Raw genomic sequence first — 19,439 nt, forward strand, 5'->3', positions numbered from 1 at the left:
CATTCTTCCCGGAAGGGGCGTTCACATTCCGCCGCCCAGTGCGGCAGAGAGGGTGCGGTACACCTCAGCCAGGTCGATGGGCTTGGAGATGTGCCCGTTCATCCCGGCCTCCCGGCTCTTTTCCACATCTTCAGAGAAAGCATTCGCCGTCATGGCCAGAATGGGGATGCGCTTTCCGTCGGGCCGCTCCATGGCGCGGATGGCCCGGGTGGCCGCATATCCGTCCATCCGGGGCATCTGCACATCCATCAGGATCAGATCATAGTGTCCCGGACGGGAGGCCGCAAACCGCTCTACCGCTTCCTGGCCGTCGCAGGCCGTCTCCAGCCGGGCGCCGGATGGTCCCAACAGCTCCACGGCGATCTCCCGGTTCAAATCGTTATCTTCTACGATCAGGATGCACTTGTCCCGGAAATCATAGTCGGCCGGGCCCTCTTCCCGGGCCGGAAAGGCCCCCCGCTCCGACCACAGCCGGTCCAGCAGGTCCACCAGAGCCGACTCAAATACCGGCTTGTTCAGCACATCCCGGGCACCCACGTTCTTTGCTTTCTCCCGCACCTCATCCTCATCAAAGGCCGTGATGAGTACGACCGCCGTTTCCGGGGCCTCTCCGTGCAGTCTGCGAGCGGTCTCCACGCCGTCCAGGAAGGGCATTTTCCAATCCACCAGTACCAGACCGTAGGGATCGCTCTCATCCCGGGCGCGCTCCACCCGGGCCAGGGCCTCATAGCCGTTGTCCACCCAGTCGCACCGGGCGCCCAGCTTGCGCAGGAGCAGGGCGATGTGCTCACAGCTCTCCAGATCGTCATCTGCCACCAGAGCCCGCAGCTGTCGGTACTCCTCCCGCGGCGGTGTACCGGCACTCTCCACACGCTGGAAGGGAATGTGGACAAAGAAGGTGCTCCCCTTCCCCAGGGTACTGCTCAACCCAATCCGGCCCCCCATCATCTCCACAAAGCGTTTGCAGATGGCAAGGCCCAGGCCGGTCCCGCCATACTGGTGGGCCACTCCGGCGCTCTCCTGTTCAAAGGTCTCAAAGATCTTTCCAAAGTTCTCTTCCGCGATGCCGCACCCGGTGTCCTGCACTTCAAAGCGGATCTGCTGGGTCTGGACATTGCTCTCCAGCAGCTCCACACGCAGAGCAACCTTTCCGCCCCGCGGCGTGAATTTCAGCGCGTTTGAGAGGAGATTCATCAGGATCTGGTTCACCCGGAGCGAATCGCCGATGAGCTGCTCATCCATATCCCCCACCAGCTGCATTCCAAAGGTGATCTCCCGCTGGGCCGCCTGTCCATAGGCCAGATCCGCCACGCCTTCCAGCAGCCGCCGGAGATCAAAGGGCTCCCGCTTGAGTTCCAGCTTTCCGCTCTCGATCTTGGACATGTCCAGCACGTCATTGATGAGCACCAATAGGTGCTTGGAGGACATGCTGATCTTCCGCAGGCACTCCACCACCTTTTCCCGGTCATCGGATTTTTGCAGCGCGATGAGGGTCATGCCGATGATGCCGTTCATAGGCGTGCGGATCTCATGGGACATGCGGGAGAGGAACTCGCTCTTGGCCCGGCTGGCCTGCTCCGCCCGGGCGGTGGCCTCCTCCAGCTCCCGCTGGGTGCGCAGCAGCTGGGTCTCGTCGGTAAAGACTGTGATATACTGGGGCTCATCCTCTTTTCCTCCACCGGATACCCGGTAGACCTGAATCAACAGATCCCGGTCCTCACCGGTATGAGGATGGCGGTAACACACCGTGCTCTTCCAACAGCTCTCCCCGCCGTCTTTCAGCGCGGCCGCAATGCTCTCCCGCTCCTTCTCGGTAATATAGGGTCTGAGGACATAGGGGTCTTTCATCAGTTGTTCCACGGGTACGCCCAGAATGCGCTCCGCATTGGGGGAAATATAGTCCTCCCGGCCGCTTCTGGGAGAGCTGATGAAGAAGACGGTATCCACGGTTCTGCCCAGCAGATCAAAGAGCCGGTTCTGCCGCAGGATTTCTCTGGTCTGCCGGCGGATCCGCGTGCGGTAAAAATTCAATACCGCTACCACTGCGGCCGTAATAAGGATGACAAAGATCGTACCCTCGGTACGGATGTCTCCCGCCGCGCTATAATAGTAATCAAAACGGTCTCTGGCATAGTCCATGATGCCCGAGAGGATCTCCTCCATCTCTGCCTGGCTGGATGTGATCTCCTGCTGTGTGAAGGCAACGATCTCGGATTCGCTGCGCTCCTCTGCGGCGGCATATTGGAAGAGCTGTTCGTTGGCTGTTTTCAGCCGCTCCAGCTGCTCTCGCAGGGCGGCGACCTCCGAATGTTCTCCCAGATAGCGCTCTTCCACTATCTGGAGATGCTCCTCCACCTCCAAATAGATCGTTTCGATCTGTTCACGGACCTCGGCCACCATGTCGGGATCGTTGTTATATTGCAGGCGTTCCGTATAGACCTGTATCCGCTCCAGGTCATTTTGCAGGATGGAGGCGGAGTCCAGCACCCGGAAGGGATGCTCGGAGATCTGCTCCAACTGCTCCATCAGACGATAGGTGTTCAGAATGGTCATAAATACGAACGCAATGAGAAGGAGTACCAGCACCAGACCCGAAACCAGGGTCACCCGGCCTTCCCATGGCATGATTTCCTTCTCTTTCCCCTTCCACTCCACCTTGCATTCCCGCCTTTCCGCCATGCCCAATTGCGTGGAACAAATATGCTTTTATTATAGCGGGTTACACGAAAACTGGCAACATCGTCCCGGATTGGAAAAGAAAGCGTCCCCGGAGCCGATGGCTCCGGGGACGCTCTGCCGCTTTTATGGATGAATGATTCTGTGGCTCAGCGAATCAGTCCCAGATCTCCAAAGGGAAAGAGGACCAGCTCCGCCTTTCCCAGGATATAGCGGGTATCCACCGTACCCAGATCGGGATTTCGGCTGTCGTTGGAGACATTGCGGTTATCTCCCATCACAAAGACCTCTCCCTCCGGCACTGTAATGGTGGAGATGGTCTGCCAGGATTTCTGCTCCATGGGCTCCAGAATATAGTCCTGGGGGATCTCCTCGCCATCCACATAGATCGTATTGGCCGCATAGTCGATCTCCACCGTCTGTCCGCCCACGGCGATGACGCGCTTGACAATGGGCCCGGTGATATTCTCAAAGGGCTTGGTGAGGACCACCACATCCCCCTGCTTGGGGGTATACCCCAGACTACGCACGACCATCATATCCCCATGCCACAGGGTCGGTTCCATGGACGGTCCGTCCACGGGGGTCAGCCGTCCCACAAAGGTGAAGACCAGCACGATCCCGATGATGACAGGCGCCACTGCCTGAAGCCAGCTGTACAGACTCTGCCCCAGGGTCGCCTGCTCCTCCGGCTCATTCTCCTTCTTGACTGCCTGTGTGTCTGCCATAGTATTTTCTCCTTCTGCGCGGGGAGGCCCCGGCGTTTACCGCCGGGGCCTCCGCCTGGTGTCCCGCAGCGACTGTCCGCCGCGGCTTATTTGGCATACTCGACGACTTTGGTCTCCCGGATCATGTTAACCTTAATCTGTCCGGGATATTCCAGCTCGTCCTCGATCTTCTTGGCAATGTCCCGGGCCAGGAGGACCATCTGATCCTCAGACACCTGATCCGGCTTGACCATGATGCGCACCTCACGTCCGGCCTGGATGGCAAAGGACTTCTCCACCCCGGGGAAGGAAGAGGTGACCTCCTCCAGCTTCTCCAGACGCTTGATGTAGTTTTCCAGGTTCTCTCTCCGGGCGCCGGGACGGGCCGCGGAGATGGCGTCGGCCGCCTGCACCAGGCAGGCCACGATGGTCCGGGGCTCCACATCGTTGTGGTGCGCCTCAATGGCGTGGACCACGTTTTCATTCTCCCGGTACTTCCGGGCCAGCTCCACGCCGATCTGGACATGGGAGCCCTCCACCTCGTGGTCGATGGACTTGCCCAGATCATGCAGCAGGCCGGCGCGCTTGGCTTCCGCCACATTGGCGCCGATCTCGGCAGCCAGCAGGCCGGAGAGATGCGCCACCTCGATGGAGTGGTTGAGCACGTTCTGGCCGTAGCTGGTGCGGTACTTCATGCGGCCCAGGAGCTTGATGAGCTCGGGGTGCAGGCCGTGCACATTGGTCTCGAACACGGCGCGCTCGCCCTCGGCCTTGATGGTGGCGTCCACCTCGCGCTTGGCCTTCTCCACCATCTCCTCGATGCGGGCGGGATGGATCCGGCCGTCCTGGATCAGCTTCTCCAGGGCGATGCGGGCGATCTCCCGGCGGACCGGGTCAAAGCAGGAGACCGTAATGGCCTCGGGGGTATCGTCGATGATCAGGTCCACACCGGTCAGGGTCTCCAGCGTGCGGATGTTGCGGCCCTCACGGCCGATGATGCGGCCCTTCATCTCATCATTGGGCAGGGGAACCACAGAGACGGTGGCCTCGGCCACATGGTCAGCCGCACAGCGCTGAATCGCCAGCGAGAGGATCTCCTTAGCCTTGGTGTCGGCCTCTTCCTTATAGCGGGTCTCGATCTCCTTGACCTTCATGGCAGCCTCGTGGGTCACATCATCCTCGATCTGATGGATGAGGTAAGCCTTGGCCTCCTCCGCGGTAAAGCCGGAAATCCGCTCCAGAACTTCCATCTGGGTCTTTTTGACCACAGCCACCTCTTCCCGGGCATTCTCCAGCTCGGTCAGCTTGTTCTGAAGGTTTTCTTCCTTCTTCTCCATATTTTCGGTCTTGCGGTCCAGGTTCTCTTCCTTCTGCTGGAGCCGGCGCTCCTGCTTCTGCAGGTCGGCACGGCGCTCCTTTACTTCGCGCTCGTACTCGTTGCGGGCCTGCAGAATCTCCTCCTTGGCTTCCACCAGGGCCTCGCGCTTTTTCGCTTCCGCGCCTTTGATGGCCTCGTTGATAATGCGCTTGGCTTCCTCTTCCGCGCTGGAGATCTCCTTCTCGGCCACGTTTTTCCGCCACTGAATGCCGGCGGGGATTCCTATGGCAAGTGCGACCACGGCTGTGATCACACAGGCAATGATTGTCTGCATCAAGGTTTGAACACACCTCCATATAGTTTATTTGTAATTTTTGTTGTTATGATGTCTGTGGAATCGGTTTCCTTTGGCCAATCCACACAAAATTCGAAAAACTTCCCCTCTTGTTTTTCAAAATATTACACCGAATCTATTTTAGAACCAAGCGCTTCCCCTGTCAAGAAGTTTCGTATCCGACACAACAGTTTCCAGTGTCCATTTCACGTCATTTATTCAATAAAGTCGCGAGCTAATATTGATTTTTTTTATAAAAGGATCATATCCCTCTATTTTCGCGGAAAGTGCTCCTCTCCAGTCCGGTTTTTCCGGAAGAAAACCGCTTTCTTCTCCCCATGCCATTCCACTCCAGTTGACAGTTTCCCGCTTCAAATCTATAATATTTTTCACGAAAAGAAACCATTTGAAGGAGATTTTACTATGTCTCGTATCATTGACGCCAAGGGAAAGGCCTGTCCCATGCCGGTGCTCATGGCCAAGGAGGCCATCTCCGCGGGCGAGAGTCAGTTCACCGTTCTGGTGGACAATACCACTGCTGTTGGAAACCTCCAGCGTCTTGCCGCGAACCAGGGTTTTGACGCCTCGGTGGAGGAGAAGGACGGGGCTTACTGCCTGTCCTTTTTGAAAAATGGTTCCCTGCCTGTTGCCTCTGCGGAGGAGCTGGTCTGCGCGCCCGCTCCCTCTGCCGGCTACGCCATCTTTGTGGGCCGGGACATCATCGGCGACGGTGACCGGGAGCTCGGCACCAATCTCATGCGGATGTTTTTCTATACGCTGGCCCAGTCCGACGATCTCCCCCGCTCCATCCTGTTCATGAACGCCGGTGTAAAGCTGCCCGCCGGGGATGAGCAGGTGGCCCAGCACCTCCAGACCCTGCTTGACCGCGGCGTGGAGGTACTGGTCTGCGGTACCTGCCTGAACTTCTACGGGATCGCCGATCAGCTCGCCGCCGGTACCGTCAGCAATATGTATGACATTCTCACCCGTATGCAGGAAGCGGGCAAGGTGATCTCTCTCTAAGTCATGGATTACTGTCTGATTACCTTCTCTTCCTCCAGCGGGGCCATCCAGGCTCAGCGGGCCCTGAAAGGCCACCTTCCCTTTCAGACCATGCCGGTCCTGCGGGAGATTTCGGCCAGCTGTGGCATTGCCGTCCGTCTCGCCCCTGACGCGGCCGACGAAGCCCGCTCGCTCCTCTCCCATTCGGAGCTGCGGGCAGATGAGTACGCCTTTTATGGCATAAGCGGGCACGGCCCCACGCTTACCGCACAGCCCCTGTTTGGATAACGTATGTTCATTTGAAATCCCCCGGAGGATACCTCCGGGGGATTTTCAGTACTCTGTGACCGAAAAAAGAGAAAGTGCGCCATCCAGGGTCACGGGCCCGCTGCTGCGGACCAGAAACCGCAGTCCGGTCTGGACCGGCACCACAAAGAGAAACTGTGTTCCCATGGACAGCGGCTGCTCATCCGCAGCATGTATCACGGCACGCAGCATATCCTCCTCCGCCAGACCGGTCACCGGAATCACCGCACAGCTTCCCCCGGCCGGCAGCTGCGCCACCAGATGACAGGCGCAGTAGGCAATCCGCCGGGGCTGAGTCAGCACAGTATCTCCGTTCTGGAGTGTAAAGGTGCCTTGACCAGGCAAAAAATCATGGAAGCGCACATAGGTCCCATCGCTGTAGCTGCCCTGGTTGACCAAGAACTGGGCATAGTCCGTAAAAGCAGACAACCCCTGAGGGCCGGTGGGGCCGGCAGCGCCAGCTGGTCCGGTTGCCCCGATGGGGCCGGTCGGGCCGGTTGGACCCGGCGGGCCTGCTGGCCCCTGTGGACCCGGCGGGCCCGGGACACAGCACAGGCAGCATCCGGGCGGTCTCTGTGACGGCATATGGCATCCCCTCCTGCCTCAGGGTATGCCGCAGGAGAGCTCAGGGTGTCTTTTCTTCCTGCTGCTTTCGAAGGGCTTCCTGCCGCTTGGTCATACGCCAGAGGGTGGTACGGCTGATCCCCAACTCCTTGGCCAGGTCCTTTTTCTTCATGGTGACCGGAATCTGGAAGGTGATGGGTTCCTGCATGGGCCGCTCCACTTCCACCGTCCGCGGACTCTCCCGCTCCGGGAAAAAGAGGTGAAGATCCAGCAGGGCCTCCTCATCCACCGCCTGGGCGCTGCTGAGCACCACCAGCCGCTCACAGACATTGCGCAGCTCCCGCACATTGCCCGGCCAGGCGTAGCGGCGCAGCAGGTCCCTGGCCTGCGGCGTCAGCAGAGGCGGACTTTTTCCCTGCTCGGCAGCCAACACACGGATCTGGCTCTCTACCAGAGGCAAAATATCGTCCGGCCGCTCCCGCAGGGGCGGAATATAGATCTCCAGGGTGTTGAGCCGGTGCAGCAGGTCGCTGCGGAACTTCCCCTGGGCAATCTGGCTCTGGATATTGACATTGGTCGCGGCAATGACCCGCACATCCACCGGGATGACCACCGTACTTCCCACACGACGGATCTCCCGCTCCTGGAGCACACGCAGGAGTTTGGCCTGGAGGGTGACGGGGATCTCCCCGATCTCATCCAGGAAAATGGTCCCGTGGTGGGCCAGCTCAAAGAGGCCCGTCTTTCCCTCCCGGGACGCCCCGGAGAAGGCCCCCGGCTCATAGCCGAACAACTCGCTCTCCAGCAAGGTTTCAGGCAGGGTGGCGCAGTTGACCGCCACAAAGGGCTGGCCCGCCCGGCTGCTGGCGGCATGGATGCTGTGGGCAAAGAGCTCCTTTCCGGTGCCGGTCTCCCCGGTGATCAGCACGTTGGATGGGGCCTGGCTGAATTTTTTTGCCATCTCCACCTTGTGCTGCATAGCGGGACTGACCGCGATGATGTCCCGGAAGGAGTACTTGGCGCTCAGCCCCTTCTGGAGCAGGCCCCGGCGGATCTTGCGCTCTTCCTGCAAGATCTTATCTGCTGCCTGGGTGGTGATCAGCGTTCCCAGACCGGAGGTCTCGCCGGAAATGAGCTTGTATTTGACGAGAAAGCGCTGCCCGTACAGATTGAGGAAATTTTCATCGCCGTCCCGGCAGGGATTTTCCCGGTTTCCAATAAAGGTGAGGTCCGGGTGGATATCGCTCACCCGCCGGCCCTTCCAGTCCGCCACAAAGGCCAGATGGTAGAGCTGGTAGGCCTGGTCATTGGCCTCCAGAATACGGCCGGATTCATCCACGGCCAGCACAGCGTCCTCATTCCCATCCAGGATCATGCGGATGATATTGCTCTTAGTCCGCTCTGTATTGATGCTGATCGCCGTATTCTTGGCCTCCACCAGAGCATGTTCCAGCGTCTCGGAGCGAATGTGGATATAGGTATATGGCATCCCTCTGCCCTGGCAGATGTGCCCGACGGTGCCGCCGCAGACCACGGCGTCCATCCCGTCGCTCTGACAGGCGTCCACCGCCTGAATGGCACTCTGCTCATCCGTCACCTCATAAATGCGGATCTTTGCCCGGCACAATTCCTCCAGACCGCCCAGAATACTCTGTACCTCTTCCCGTTTGAGGCACAGGCCGATCCGGTTCGGGTGAAAGTCCTCCCGGCATTGGAGCAGCGCGCCCATGATGTCCATCCCGTCAAAGCTGAGGTGGGTCACATGCTTTTCCGGATAGAGTTCCTGGACCTTTCCATAGGTGATCCCTCGGGCTACAATGACGTCATAGCGCTCCAGATGGTGCAGGATCTCCGGCGTGCCGAAGCAATGGACGGCGTCAATGTGGACCTCATCGCTCTGCATCCGTTCCACCAGGCGTTCTACCGGCTTGAGCATCTCCGGCGCAGGGACAAATACGATGACATTGACCATCAGACCTCTCCTTTCCCATCCGTTTTGATTCCCCCCGGTCCACCGGCCGGGGCACTCACAGAAAATAGGGAGCGAACCCTCTGATCTCGCAGGTCCGCTCCCATGATACTATATTTTAGCCTTCGGCTCAACCTTCCTTGGAAGCCAGGTAGTCAGCCTGGAAGTCAGCCACATACTGGGTGGCCTCCTCGGTGGCCTTGTACTCGTCGATGAGCTGGTTGAGCTCCAGGTACTCCTGCCAGGCCTCGCTCTCGGCGCACTGGCCCAGAACGTTGCTCCAGTAGGTGACAGCCTCATCGCTCATGGCAGCAGGGGCAGCCACGCCGCGCCACACGGGCTTCTCCACGTTCTCATAGTCGCCGATCTCAGAGAGAGTGGGGGCGTCGGCCAGGTTGCCGGTGAAGCGCTCGGTGGACAGGGCCAGGGTGGGGGTCAGGTCGCCGGACTCCACATACTGGGAGGCGGCGGCGGGCTTGGAGATGACGAAGTCCAGGTTGCCGCCCAGAGCAGCGGTGATGGCGTCACCGGTGGAGTCATAGGTGATGTAGCCCATCTGATCCTGGGTCAGGCCCAGTTCCTCCAGGAGGGCGTTGTAGGTGGCGATATCGTCGCCCTTGGAGCCGCCGATGACCACATAGGTGCCGTTTTTGGCGGCCTCAATGGCAGCGGCAAAGTCGGTCAGGTCGCCGCCAGCCTTGGCATAGTCGGTCTTGTGCTCGGCCGCGGTCTCGCTGGTGAAGAGCAGCTGCTTATCCACCGCCATGATGGCCAGGATCCGGAAGTTCTCCGCGCGGTTCTTGGTGTTGTCCACCATGGGCATCAGGTCGCCGGAGTTGAAGGTCAGCAGGTTGTAGTCCGCACCGCTCTTCATGGTGGCGATCTTGTTGCGGCCCACTTCACCGGCGCCGTCGGTCTCATTGGAGACCACGATGGTCTGGCCGTTGACCAGGTCTTCATTCTTCATGATGTCGCTGAGCTTGCGGGTAAAGAGGTCGGAGCCGCCGCCCGCGGAAGAGGTGCAGATCCAGGTGATGTTCTTGGTGGGATTGAACTCGCCGTTTTCATTGATGTCGGAGGCGCCGCCGCAGGCCGCCAGAGAGACGGTCATCATGGCCGCCAAGGACAGGGAGAGCAGTTTCTTCTTCATATTCATGATTATCTTCTCCTTATGGATTCTTATATTTGATATAGGATACGTCCAGAGAATATCAGACCGCAGCCTTGGTGTTGCTGCCCTTGACCTTGCGCAGGATGCTCTTGACCACGGGAGTCAGGACCAGCACCAGGAAGATGGCCAGCAGGACCAGCTTCAGGGGGCTGTTGACAAAGATGCCCAGTTTACCCTGAGAGGCGATAAAGGCCTTGCGCATGTTCTCCTCCAGCATGGGGGCCAGAACAAAGGCCAGCAGCATGGGGGCGGTGGGGAAGCCATTCTTCTCCAGCAGGTAGCCGATGATACCGGAGATAAACATGATGACCACGCCGTACATGGAGTAAGAGGTGCTGTAAGCGCCCACGATGCACACGCAGGTGATGATGGGGATCATGTACTTGACGGGCACGCTCAGGATGTTGATGAGCACAGGGATGATCAGGATGGCCACCAGCAGGGTGAACACGTTGGCCAGATACAGGGAGGAGATCAGGCTCCAGCAGAACTCAGGGTTGGTATCAAAGAGCAGGGGACCGGGATTCAGGCCCCACATCATCAGGCCGCCCAGCAGAACGGCGCCGGTGCCGGAACCGGGGATGCCCAGGGCCAGCAGGGGAGCAAAGGCGCCGGCGGCAGCGGCGTTGTTGCCGGCCTCAGAGGCGGCGATACCCTCAATGGCACCGGTGCCCATGGGCTCTTCGCTCTTAAACTTCTTCTGCATGGCATAGCCCACCATGGAGCCGGTGGTGGCACCGGAGCCGGGCAGAACGCCCACAAAGGTACCCAGCACACCGGAACGGAGGATGGGGGGCAGGATGCGGCGGAAATCGTGTCCCTTGAGGAGGCTTCCGCGGATGGAGAGCTTGATCTTGCGCTCTTCGCTCTGGCGCTTCTCCTCATCGGCCTTGCGCTCATTGACCAGCTTGATGACCTGGGCAAAGCCTACGCAGCCGATGACAAAGGGAGTAAAGGTAATGCCGCCCAGCAGGTAGATGTTGCCGAAGTCGTAGCGGGGCACGCCGGAGAGGGTGTCCATACCGATGCTGGCCACCAGAATGCCCAGCATGGTGATGACGATGCCCTTGATGGGGTTCTCACCGATGAGCCAGCTGATGCTGGTCATGGCGATGAGCAGCACCACGGTCATCTCGGCATAGCCGAACATCAGGCCCACCTGGGCAAGACCGGAGGCGGTAATAGTCAGGATCAGGATGCCGATGGTGCCGCCGATAAAGCTGGAGAGGTTGGCGGCCACCAGCGCCTGGCCAGGACGGCCCTTCTTGGCCATGGGGTAGCCGTCCAGAGCAGTCGTAATTGCGGGGGTATCGCCGGGGATGTTCAGCAGGATGGCGCTGAAGGAGCCGCCGTACATGTTGGAGTAATAGAGGGCGCCCAGCATGATAATGGCAGTGGTGGGGTTGAACTTATAGGTGAGGGGGAGCAGCAGGGCCACGCCGGCCAGGCTGCCGATACCGGGCATGGCGCCGACCACCAGGCCCAGGATAGCGCCCAGCATACAGGCGCCGATGTTTACGGGATCCAGAACGGTCTGAAATCCGGCAAACAGCATTGCAAAGTTTTCCATACTTTTTCAGACCTCCTTACATGAAGAGCTCAAACAGGCCCATGGGGAACTGAACCTGCAGCCAGACCACAAACACGCCGATGATGATGGCGGCCAGAATGGCCTCAATGATGATCACATGCTTCCAGGGAGCATGCTCCACCAGCTTGAGCCACAGCACCAGGTACACCAGGCAGCTCAGGATCAGACCGATCACCATGCTGCCGATGATGATACCGGCGGCGCCCAGAATGACCATCAGCTCCGCACGGTTATACTGAACGTCCTTCCCGTCCTTATCCCGGGCCACCTGGATAAAGCTGGCGATGCTGGCCAGCAGCAGGACGACCGCAATGATGATGGGGAAAAATCCAGGGGTGGGACCCGCGTCCCAAAATCCAAAGTCGATCATGCCGACTGCAATGAACAAGATGGCCACAATGGCAGTGACTACCGGGATCAGTGCCCGTGTGTTGAGTTTCTTTTTCTCCACGTTCTATCTCTCCTCTCTTGCTTCCGGCCAGTGCTCCTATGGCCCCAGCCGTCCGGCGGAGTCGCCGGAGTTTGCCCGCTCCCGCATATCGACTGTACATTACCCTCCTCCGATGCAGTTGCAGGCGGTCAAGACCCTCACGCGGGCCTCATTCTGCCCGAATAAAAAAGCAACGCCTGTGCCAATCTCCCATTTTTTCAAACTTCTCTTTTCTCTTTCGGTGTTTTTTGTACAAATTATCCTGTATCTTTTCAAAAAATGTCCTTATATTTCCTCCCAGAAATTCTTAACAAAAAGTTTTCAATTTTTTTATGAAGTTGCGCTTTAGAACAATTGCTTCATTTTGTTTCACAATTTGTTTCAAAAAATGAAACGCATTGAAACATATACGTTTCAATGCGTTTCATTCAACTTCTGTGTGAAAAATAGGATCCCTCTACCCACTTCTGTTTCACCGAAGCACATGGTATCATACTCCAAAAGGAGGGGATCTTTTGCATCCATTTGACAGGCTCCTGCTCCAGGTACAGCAGGAGGCACATGCTCTGAGCATCCCGATCTCTGCTCAGATCGTCCCCCACGTGCACATCAACACCCGGGCACTCACCCGGTTTGGCCGCTGCTCCTTTCGGGACGGAGCATACCACATTGAATTGACCCACCGCCTTCTGGATGCGCCGGAGCGGGCCATCCGCCAGACACTGGCCCACGAACTGCTCCACACCTGTCCCGGCTGCCAGAACCACGGGCCGCTCTGGCAGCACTATGCCGGAGAGATGAATGCCGCTTACGGCTACTCCATCACCCGCACCGCACTCCCCAGTTCTCTGGGGCTGGCCGACGAAAAGCCGGTGCGTCACTTGGTGGTCTGTCTCTCCTGCGGCCGGGAATTTCCCCGCTCCCGCGCCTCCCGCCTGACCCAGCACCCGGAGCGCTATCGCTGCCGCTGCGGCGGCAAACTGGCGCTGCGCTTTTAGCCGTTTGGCGTATCTGTCTCACACTTCCCGTGAAAGAGCACGCAGCTGGTATAGGTAATGGTGTTGGGTCCGTAGTAATAGGGTACGCCAGCCCGCTCACAGGCGCTGGATACCAGCAGTCCAAAGGCCTCCATGGAGATGACCGCCCGCTGGGGGAAGCGGCAGGGCGCATCCGGATAGGTACACTGAGCACACAGCTGGCAGGTCCCAGCCCCCAGGGGCAGGCAGTCGGCTTCCTCCGCCCGGGCCGCCTCTGCCAGAGCGGCAAAGCGCTCCTTGTGGATCCGCTCCGTCTCCATCATGGTGTCTGCGTCAAAGGGGTCGTCCAGCATGCCGGTGCTCTGTACCAGCACGCCCTCCCCGTATTCCTTCAGCCGGGCCGCGCACTCCTCCAGACTTCCGCAGCCGGGAGGGCAGGTCCACCGGGTACCAAAGGCCCCGCACCGGCCTGCCGCACACATATCCCGCACCTCCGGCAGACACTCCAGGTCCTGTGCACGCACCACTCCCACATGCTCAAACCCAAATTCCTGCGCCTTTTTGCACCAGTCCATCTCGACCGTCCCTCCCTAATTTATTCTATATTTTTTTATTTTACTGCTCTTTTCCCCCATATGCAAGCTTTGCCCATTTACGCCAGCTCAGATGAAGAGTATAATAAGATATTCTAGCGCTCTTAAGGTGCGGATCTTGCCGCACCGGAAAGGAGATCTGTATGAAACGATCCGCACTTCTCCCGCTGACCGCTCTGCTGTTGGCCCTGGTGTCCTGTTCTCCCAAAGCGCCTGCTCCGTCTTCTTCCACGGCACCAGTCCCCACACCTTCGGCTCCCCCCACCCCCTCTCCCACCCCCACTTATACCTATGTTGCACCTGTTCTCTCCGAGCAGGTCTTTACCCAGGACTACACAGCCGACGACGGCACCACTGTACTGTCGGTGTCCTATACTCTGCCGGATTTCGAAAATAAATCCGAGTCCCCCGCCCTCGCCGCCATTTCCGCCTGGTATGCCGCTGAGGGACAGGCTCTTCTGGACAATACCACCGCCACCACCGCCCAGGACGCCCTCAGTGACTATGAGCTCTCCGGTCCTCTCGGGCTTCCGTTTCAGCCCATGAAAGAGGAAATGACCTATACCTCCCTCTATCAGAATGAGCAGGTCATCTCCTTTGCCCGGGAATTTTATGCCTCCTCGGAGGGGGCCGCGCACCCCACTGTCTTCCGTATGGGGGAGCTCTTTGACCTGACCACCGGTGCCTCGCTGACCTTTACCCAGTGCTTTACCGACGCCATTGCCGCCTCGGAACAGGCGCTGGAGTATATTCTCGCCTCGGATACGGCTGCCGGACTGATGCAGCAGGGCGTGGAGAAAGCTCAGCTCCAGGCCGCTTTTCAGCCGGAGAACTTCTATCTGACCAAGGATGGATTCGTTTTCTGGTTCCAATCCGGGGATCTGGGCGCCAACAACAGCCCCGTGGAGATCCCCGTCCCCTATTCTGCCTTGAAGGAGTATCTTGTCTCATGGATCGGATGATGGAACACACCATACAAACACTGACTGTCGACGCCTATTCCAGCGACGGCGCCGGCGTCGCCCATCTGGACGGCGCGGCCGTCTTTGTGGCGGGCGGCCTGCGGGGTGAGACCTGCCGGGTCTACCTGGACAAGGTGGGACGCACCGCGGTCTGGGGCCATGTGGTGGAGGTCCTGACTCCCTCCCCCAACCGGCTGACCCCTGACTGTCCCTATGACGCCCAGTGCGGCGGCTGCCGTTTTCGCCACATGACCTATGCGGAGGAGCTCTCCGCCAAGCGCCAGCGGGTAGAAGATGCTCTGCGCCGCATCGGCGGACTGGATCTGTCGGTGGAGGAGATCTTAGGTGCGGCCCATCCCGAGCGCTACCGCAACAAGGCACAGTTCCCCGTCTGTCCCGGTCCCCGGATCGGATTCTATCAGGCCGGGACCCATACTGTCACCGATGTCGCCGACTGCCTTCTCCAGAGCGAAGCGGCCGCCCGGCTGCGCACCGCCGCCAAGGAGTGGATGACCGCCTTCCGCATCCCCGCCTATCAGGAAAAGAGCGGCAAGGGCCTGGTACGCCATGTCTATGTCCGCACCAACCGCCGCGGCCAGTCTCTCTTCTGCCTTCTGGTCAACGGAACCAGTGTCCCCCACGAGGAGGAGCTGGTGCGGGCCCTGCGCAGCGCCGAGCCCGGCCTGATCGGTGTTGTACTGGGCGTCAACGAGAAGCGCAGCAACGTCATCCTCGGTGACTCCTACCGCACATTGTGGGGAAATGACTTTTTGGACGATACCCTCTGCGGACTTACCTTCCGCCTGTCCGTCCCCTCGTTTTATCAGGTCAATCCAGAGCAGACCGAGATCCTCTATGGCAAAGCGGCCGAATTTGCGGCCCTCACCGGAAGAGAAACCGTTCTGGACCTCTACTGTGGCATCGGCACCATCGGTCTGACCATGGCCGGAAAGGCCCGCTCCATCATCGGCGCTGAGGTGGTCCCGGAGGCCATCCGGGACGCCCAGGCCAACGCCCAGCGCAACGGCATCACCAACGCCCGCTTCCTGTGCGGAGATGCCGGTGAGGCCGCCCGCCGTCTGGCGCAGGAGGGACTCCGCCCCGGTGTGGTGTGTGTGGACCCCCCGCGGAAGGGCCTGCGGGAGGACGTGGTGGAGACGGTGGCCTCCATGGCTCCCCAGCGCATCGTCTATGTCTCCTGTGATCCCGCCACGCTGGCACGGGATCTGGCCCGTTTTGCCCAGTGCGGTTATTCCACCCAGAAGGCCGTGGCCGTGGATATGTTCCCCCGCACCGCCCATGTGGAGACGGTCTGTCAGCTCATCCGGGCCAGCCGCTGAGTCAACCGCTCCGCCTCAACTACATTCACTGATACTTCGCAGCGCCTTCCGGGCCGGCCTATCCCGGACTTTTGCTGTGTGCCCATGGAGGTACTGCTATGACAAATCCCCGCTCTTCTCTCACGGAGATTCTGGACGGCCTAAAGACCACTGCGGTCTACATCGTCCATCCCCAGACCCGGGAACTTCTTTTCCGCAATCAGGCCGCCGCTGCCCTGACACCCGAACTGATGCCCGGAAGTCCCTGTCCCGCCTTTCCGGACGCCTCTGTCGCGCCCATTCACTGGCAGGACGACACCGAGGCGGAGATGCTCTCCCGCACACTTCCGCGGGAGGTTGGGGACACTTCCTCCCCCTGTACCGGTGCGGTACCGGTATCGGCACTCTCCGCCTGCTGCGATCTGTTTTCCTACGTGCTGGACCTTACCGCGGGCACATATTGCATCTGTCCGCCCGCTCTCTCGGGTCAGCGGGGCACATTAGAAGAGCTGCGCACGCAGCTGTGCAGCCAGGTCTCCTCGGACCGTGTCTCTCTGCTGGAGCATTTCCTCTCCCCGGAGCAGCTGCGTCAGGCACTGACCGCTCCCCTCCCCCCGCTGGAGCTGGATCTGAAGCAAAGCGACGGCAGTGAACACCATGCCGTCCTCACCCTGCTGCCCCTCTCTCCCGCCGCCTGTGGTCCGGACCGCGTCCTGCTCACCGGCCGCACCCAGCACCAGACCATGGCTGCCCGACGGCATGCCGCCGAGCAGCGGGCGCTCTACGACTCTCTCCCCGGCGGGGTAGCCAAGTTCCGGATTGATGAACAGACTACCTTCCTGGGCGGAAGTTCCACCTTCCTGGAGATGTTCGGTACCCCGCCCCACAAGGGTATGGGGCACAGCATCCTCCACGAATACCGGGCCCATATTCTCTCGGAAATCCACAGCAAGGCCCGGCGCCGCCTGCCCATCTCGCTGGAATTTCCCATGCTGTGCCGGGATGGCCGTTCCATCTGGGTCCAGTGCGAGGGGACCTGTGTGGAGGAGGACGGCGGATATCCGGTCTATCTCTTCCTGCTGCTGGATATCACTCTGCGCCACGAAGCTGTGGAGGCGCTGGAACAGGAGCGGGCCAAGTACCGCCTGGTGGCGGAAGGGGCCGCCGACATCGTCTTTGAGTACTTCCCCCATCAGGACCACCTCTGTATCCAATACAGCCAGGGCGAATCCAGCCTTGCCATTCCCGGATATCTGGGCGATGTCGTGCAGCGGGAACGCTGTTCCGGCGCAGACCTGGAGCGGCTCCAACAAGTCCTGTGCGGCAGTCTCCGGCAGGCTGAGGTCCGCATTATCCCTTACCAGGAGGCCGAGCCCCACTGGTATCTGCTCCAGGGAAATCCGCTTCTGGACGGCGGGGAGATCACCCGGGTGATCGGCACCTTCCGCCTCATTGACGAGCCAAAAGCCCAGATCCAGACCGCCCAGCACCAATTGGCGGAGGCTCTGGAGGAAAACCGGCGGGCCAACCGCCGCTTCTCCAGCGCGGTGAGCCGGTTCTATGATGCCATCTATGAGGCAGAGCTCTATTCCGGTGATCTGATTATCTGGAAGGAGTCGGAGGGGGTCCTCACCCCCATGGAGAGCGGTGTTACCCTGTCCGAGCACATCCAGACGGTGGCCGACCATTTTGTCCATCCGGATTACCGGGAGCGCTTCCTGGCCCAATTCACCCAGGAACGGCTGCTGGAGTTCTTTCTCAGCGGCGGGCAGGAGTGCTCCATGGAGGCGCCCAACCTTCTCGTCTCCGGTGAATACCACTGGTTCAGCCTCCAGGTCCAGCTGGTGGAGCGGGAGGAGCATGTTCTGCGCATCATGCTCTACCTCAAGGATATCGAGGCGCAGAAGGCCGAACAGGAACGCCGGCAACAGGCCCTGCGGGACGCCCTCAAGCTGGCCGAACAGGCCAACGACGCCAAGACGGACTTCCTCTCCCGGATGAGCCATGACATCCGCACACCTATGAACGCCATCATCGGCATGACCACCATTGCCTCCTCCCATCTGGAGGAGCCGGAAAAAATCGCCGACTGTCTGCAGAAGATCACCTCTTCCTCCCGGTATCTTCTCTCTCTCATCAACGATATTCTGGATCTCTCCCGCATTGAATGCGGCAAGCTCTCCATTGCGCAGGAGCCCTTTGATCTGTTACAGCTGATCGAGGATCTGAACGCGGTGTGTTCCTCCCAGGCCCTGCTCAAAGAGCAGGAGTTTCGCATGACCGTCTCTCCCCAGCTGCGGCGCACCTATACCGGAGATGCCCTGCGCTTCCATCAGATCCTGATGAACCTGCTTGGAAACGCCCTGAAGTATACGCCTGAGCATGGCCATATCTCCTTCCGCGCCGACTGCAAACGGCTGACGGCGGATTCCGATCTGCTCACCTTCCAGGTGCAGGACGACGGCATCGGCATCACGCAGGACTTTTTGTCCCATATCTTCGACGCCTTTTCCCAGGACCGCCAGACCGACGCCCGGGTGGGCAGCGGCCTGGGCCTGGCCATTACTCAAAACCTGGTCCATCTCATGAACGGCAACATCTCTGTGGAGAGTGAATTTGGCAAGGGAAGCTGTTTTACGGTGGAGATCCCCCTGAAATATCCCGATGTCCAATCCGGCTTTGCCGAGGATGATCTTCCCGTGGACCTGCGGGTCCTGGTGGTGGATGACGACTCCACCGTTCTGGAACAGGCTGTCACCCTTCTCTCCCAGATGGGGGTCACGGCTCAGATCGCCGGCAGCGGCGCCAAAGCCCTGAGCATGCTGGAACATGAGCTGGAAAAACAGCAGCACTACGACATTGTTCTGGTGGACTGGAAAATGCCGGGCATGGACGGCGTCGAGACCGTACGGCGGATCCGCACCCTGACCGGCGGCGAGACCTTGGTGGCCGTCATGTCCGCCTATGACTGGAGTGATATCGAAACAGAAGCCCGGGAGGCCGGTGTGGACCTCTTTGTCTCCAAGCCGCTTCAGCCCCACAATCTGCGCGCCGTACTCACCTCGTCGGCCCGCCATCACAGACAGCAGGCACAGGAGGTCCACTTTGACGGGCAGCGCGTACTGCTGGTGGAGGACAATGAGCTCAATCAGGAGATCGCAGCCACTATTCTGGAGGAAAAGGGTCTTCTGGTAGATGTGGCGGAAAACGGGCAGGTCGCTCTGGAGCGGTTCCAGGCCACCCCGCCGGGGACCTATTTCGCCCTGCTCATGGACATCCAGATGCCGGTGATGAACGGCTACGAGGCCGCCCGGGCCATCCGGGCGCTGGACCGCCCCGACGCCTCCAGCGTTCCCATCATTGCCATGACTGCAAACGCCTTTGCCAGCGATGTCTCCGAGGCCATGTCGGCAGGTATGAACGGCCACATCGCCAAACCCGTGGAATTTGAAAAGCTCGCCGCCCTGCTCCGCGACGTGGCCAGAGGGCGTACCGACGCCCAACCGTGAAACGAGGGATA

The 19,439-nt window shown here is 59.8% G+C and carries 15 protein-coding genes; 6 read left to right on the top strand and 9 right to left on the bottom strand.

Annotated features, from left to right (window positions below; translation table 11 throughout):
* Positions 1 to 21: 21 nt before the first annotated feature.
* The 3 genes from GPK94_RS06080 to rny form a co-directional block, all read right to left on the bottom strand.
* Entirely contained in the window at positions 22 to 2,625 is a 2,604-nt protein-coding gene (locus tag GPK94_RS06080; RefSeq protein WP_215655062.1) for a response regulator, read from the bottom strand.
* A 200-nt stretch (positions 2,626 to 2,825) separates the two neighbouring features.
* Positions 2,826 to 3,404, bottom strand: coding sequence for a signal peptidase I (gene lepB / locus GPK94_RS06085; protein WP_101691517.1), 579 nt, complete (start codon positions 3,402 to 3,404; stop codon positions 2,826 to 2,828).
* A gap of 86 nt (positions 3,405 to 3,490) precedes the next feature.
* The gene (gene rny / locus GPK94_RS06090) at positions 3,491 to 5,035 is read right to left on the bottom strand and encodes a ribonuclease Y (RefSeq protein ID WP_101691518.1); all 1,545 of its coding nucleotides are present in this window, start codon (positions 5,033 to 5,035) and stop codon (positions 3,491 to 3,493) included.
* 423 nt (positions 5,036 to 5,458) lie between these two features.
* Here rny and yedF point away from each other — a divergent pair, with 423 nt between their 5' ends.
* Positions 5,459 to 6,058, top strand: a complete 600-nt coding sequence (gene yedF / locus GPK94_RS06095) for a sulfurtransferase-like selenium metabolism protein YedF (protein ID WP_215655064.1) — start codon at positions 5,459 to 5,461, stop codon at positions 6,056 to 6,058.
* A gap of 3 nt (positions 6,059 to 6,061) precedes the next feature.
* On the top strand, positions 6,062 to 6,325 hold the full coding sequence (locus GPK94_RS06100; RefSeq protein WP_101691520.1) for a DUF3343 domain-containing protein: 264 nt from the start codon (positions 6,062 to 6,064) through the stop codon (positions 6,323 to 6,325).
* A gap of 45 nt (positions 6,326 to 6,370) precedes the next feature.
* On the opposite strand, the gene GPK94_RS06105 is transcribed toward GPK94_RS06100, so the two are convergent.
* The 5 genes from GPK94_RS06105 to GPK94_RS06125 form a co-directional block, all read right to left on the bottom strand.
* The gene (locus GPK94_RS06105; RefSeq protein WP_215655065.1) at positions 6,371 to 6,772 is read right to left on the bottom strand and encodes a hypothetical protein; all 402 of its coding nucleotides are present in this window, start codon (positions 6,770 to 6,772) and stop codon (positions 6,371 to 6,373) included.
* A gap of 196 nt (positions 6,773 to 6,968) precedes the next feature.
* Positions 6,969 to 8,879 (bottom strand): sigma 54-interacting transcriptional regulator, encoded by a 1,911-nt coding sequence (locus GPK94_RS06110; protein ID WP_215655067.1) that lies wholly within the window; start codon positions 8,877 to 8,879, stop codon positions 6,969 to 6,971.
* A 127-nt stretch (positions 8,880 to 9,006) separates the two neighbouring features.
* Entirely contained in the window at positions 9,007 to 10,032 is a 1,026-nt protein-coding gene (locus tag GPK94_RS06115; protein ID WP_252192533.1) for a tripartite tricarboxylate transporter substrate-binding protein, read from the bottom strand.
* A 55-nt stretch (positions 10,033 to 10,087) separates the two neighbouring features.
* On the bottom strand, positions 10,088 to 11,617 hold the full coding sequence (locus GPK94_RS06120) for a tripartite tricarboxylate transporter permease (RefSeq protein ID WP_215655069.1): 1,530 nt from the start codon (positions 11,615 to 11,617) through the stop codon (positions 10,088 to 10,090).
* A gap of 16 nt (positions 11,618 to 11,633) precedes the next feature.
* Positions 11,634 to 12,089: a tripartite tricarboxylate transporter TctB family protein gene (locus GPK94_RS06125; protein ID WP_346727996.1), complete on the bottom strand. Its 456-nt coding sequence runs from the start codon at positions 12,087 to 12,089 to the stop codon at positions 11,634 to 11,636.
* A gap of 494 nt (positions 12,090 to 12,583) precedes the next feature.
* Here GPK94_RS06125 and GPK94_RS06130 point away from each other — a divergent pair, with 494 nt between their 5' ends.
* Positions 12,584 to 13,066: a SprT-like domain-containing protein gene (locus GPK94_RS06130; RefSeq protein ID WP_215655071.1), complete on the top strand. Its 483-nt coding sequence runs from the start codon at positions 12,584 to 12,586 to the stop codon at positions 13,064 to 13,066.
* Here the strand turns inward: GPK94_RS06130 and GPK94_RS06135 are convergent.
* Positions 13,063 to 13,620 carry a DUF2284 domain-containing protein gene (locus GPK94_RS06135; RefSeq protein ID WP_215655073.1) on the bottom strand — a complete coding sequence of 186 codons (558 nt, stop codon included), beginning with the start codon at positions 13,618 to 13,620 and terminating at the stop codon, positions 13,063 to 13,065. The two genes, GPK94_RS06130 and GPK94_RS06135, sit on opposite strands and share 4 nt — an antisense overlap.
* Positions 13,621 to 13,781: 161 nt before the next feature.
* On the opposite strand from GPK94_RS06135, the gene GPK94_RS06140 reads away from it, so the two are divergent.
* From GPK94_RS06140 to GPK94_RS06150, 3 genes are all read left to right on the top strand, one after another.
* Positions 13,782 to 14,600 (top strand): DUF3298 and DUF4163 domain-containing protein, encoded by an 819-nt coding sequence (locus GPK94_RS06140; RefSeq protein ID WP_101691527.1) that lies wholly within the window; start codon positions 13,782 to 13,784, stop codon positions 14,598 to 14,600.
* The gene (gene rlmD / locus GPK94_RS06145) at positions 14,588 to 15,940 is read left to right on the top strand and encodes a 23S rRNA (uracil(1939)-C(5))-methyltransferase RlmD (RefSeq protein ID WP_215655075.1); all 1,353 of its coding nucleotides are present in this window, start codon (positions 14,588 to 14,590) and stop codon (positions 15,938 to 15,940) included. The genes GPK94_RS06140 and rlmD overlap by 13 nt, the downstream gene beginning before the upstream one ends.
* Before the next feature lie 98 nt (positions 15,941 to 16,038).
* Positions 16,039 to 19,428, top strand: coding sequence for a PAS domain-containing hybrid sensor histidine kinase/response regulator (locus GPK94_RS06150; protein ID WP_215655076.1), 3,390 nt, complete (start codon positions 16,039 to 16,041; stop codon positions 19,426 to 19,428).
* Positions 19,429 to 19,439: the final 11 nt, after the last annotated feature.

It is taken from the genome of Pseudoflavonifractor sp. MCC625, assembly GCF_018784545.1.
Classification (GTDB): Bacteria; Bacillota; Clostridia; order Oscillospirales; family Oscillospiraceae; genus Pseudoflavonifractor_A; species Pseudoflavonifractor_A gallinarum.

Excerpts from the sequence above, each read along its gene's own strand:
- GPK94_RS06080 (WP_215655062.1), bottom strand. The coding sequence starts at position 2,625 with ATGCCATGGGAAGGCCGGGTGACCCTGGTTTCGGGTCTGGTGCTGGTA.
- lepB (WP_101691517.1), bottom strand. The coding sequence starts at position 3,404 with ATGGCAGACACACAGGCAGTCAAGAAGGAGAATGAGCCGGAGGAGCAG.
- rny (WP_101691518.1), bottom strand. The coding sequence starts at position 5,035 with ATGCAGACAATCATTGCCTGTGTGATCACAGCCGTGGTCGCACTTGCC.
- yedF (WP_215655064.1), top strand. The coding sequence starts at position 5,459 with ATGTCTCGTATCATTGACGCCAAGGGAAAGGCCTGTCCCATGCCGGTG.
- GPK94_RS06100 (WP_101691520.1), top strand. The coding sequence starts at position 6,062 with ATGGATTACTGTCTGATTACCTTCTCTTCCTCCAGCGGGGCCATCCAG.
- GPK94_RS06110 (WP_215655067.1), bottom strand. The coding sequence starts at position 8,879 with ATGGTCAATGTCATCGTATTTGTCCCTGCGCCGGAGATGCTCAAGCCG.
- GPK94_RS06115 (WP_252192533.1), bottom strand. The coding sequence starts at position 10,032 with ATGAATATGAAGAAGAAACTGCTCTCCCTGTCCTTGGCGGCCATGATG.
- GPK94_RS06120 (WP_215655069.1), bottom strand. The coding sequence starts at position 11,617 with ATGGAAAACTTTGCAATGCTGTTTGCCGGATTTCAGACCGTTCTGGAT.
- GPK94_RS06135 (WP_215655073.1), bottom strand. The coding sequence starts at position 13,620 with ATGGACTGGTGCAAAAAGGCGCAGGAATTTGGGTTTGAGCATGTGGGA.
- GPK94_RS06140 (WP_101691527.1), top strand. The coding sequence starts at position 13,782 with ATGAAACGATCCGCACTTCTCCCGCTGACCGCTCTGCTGTTGGCCCTG.
- rlmD (WP_215655075.1), top strand. The coding sequence starts at position 14,588 with ATGGATCGGATGATGGAACACACCATACAAACACTGACTGTCGACGCC.
- GPK94_RS06150 (WP_215655076.1), top strand. The coding sequence starts at position 16,039 with ATGACAAATCCCCGCTCTTCTCTCACGGAGATTCTGGACGGCCTAAAG.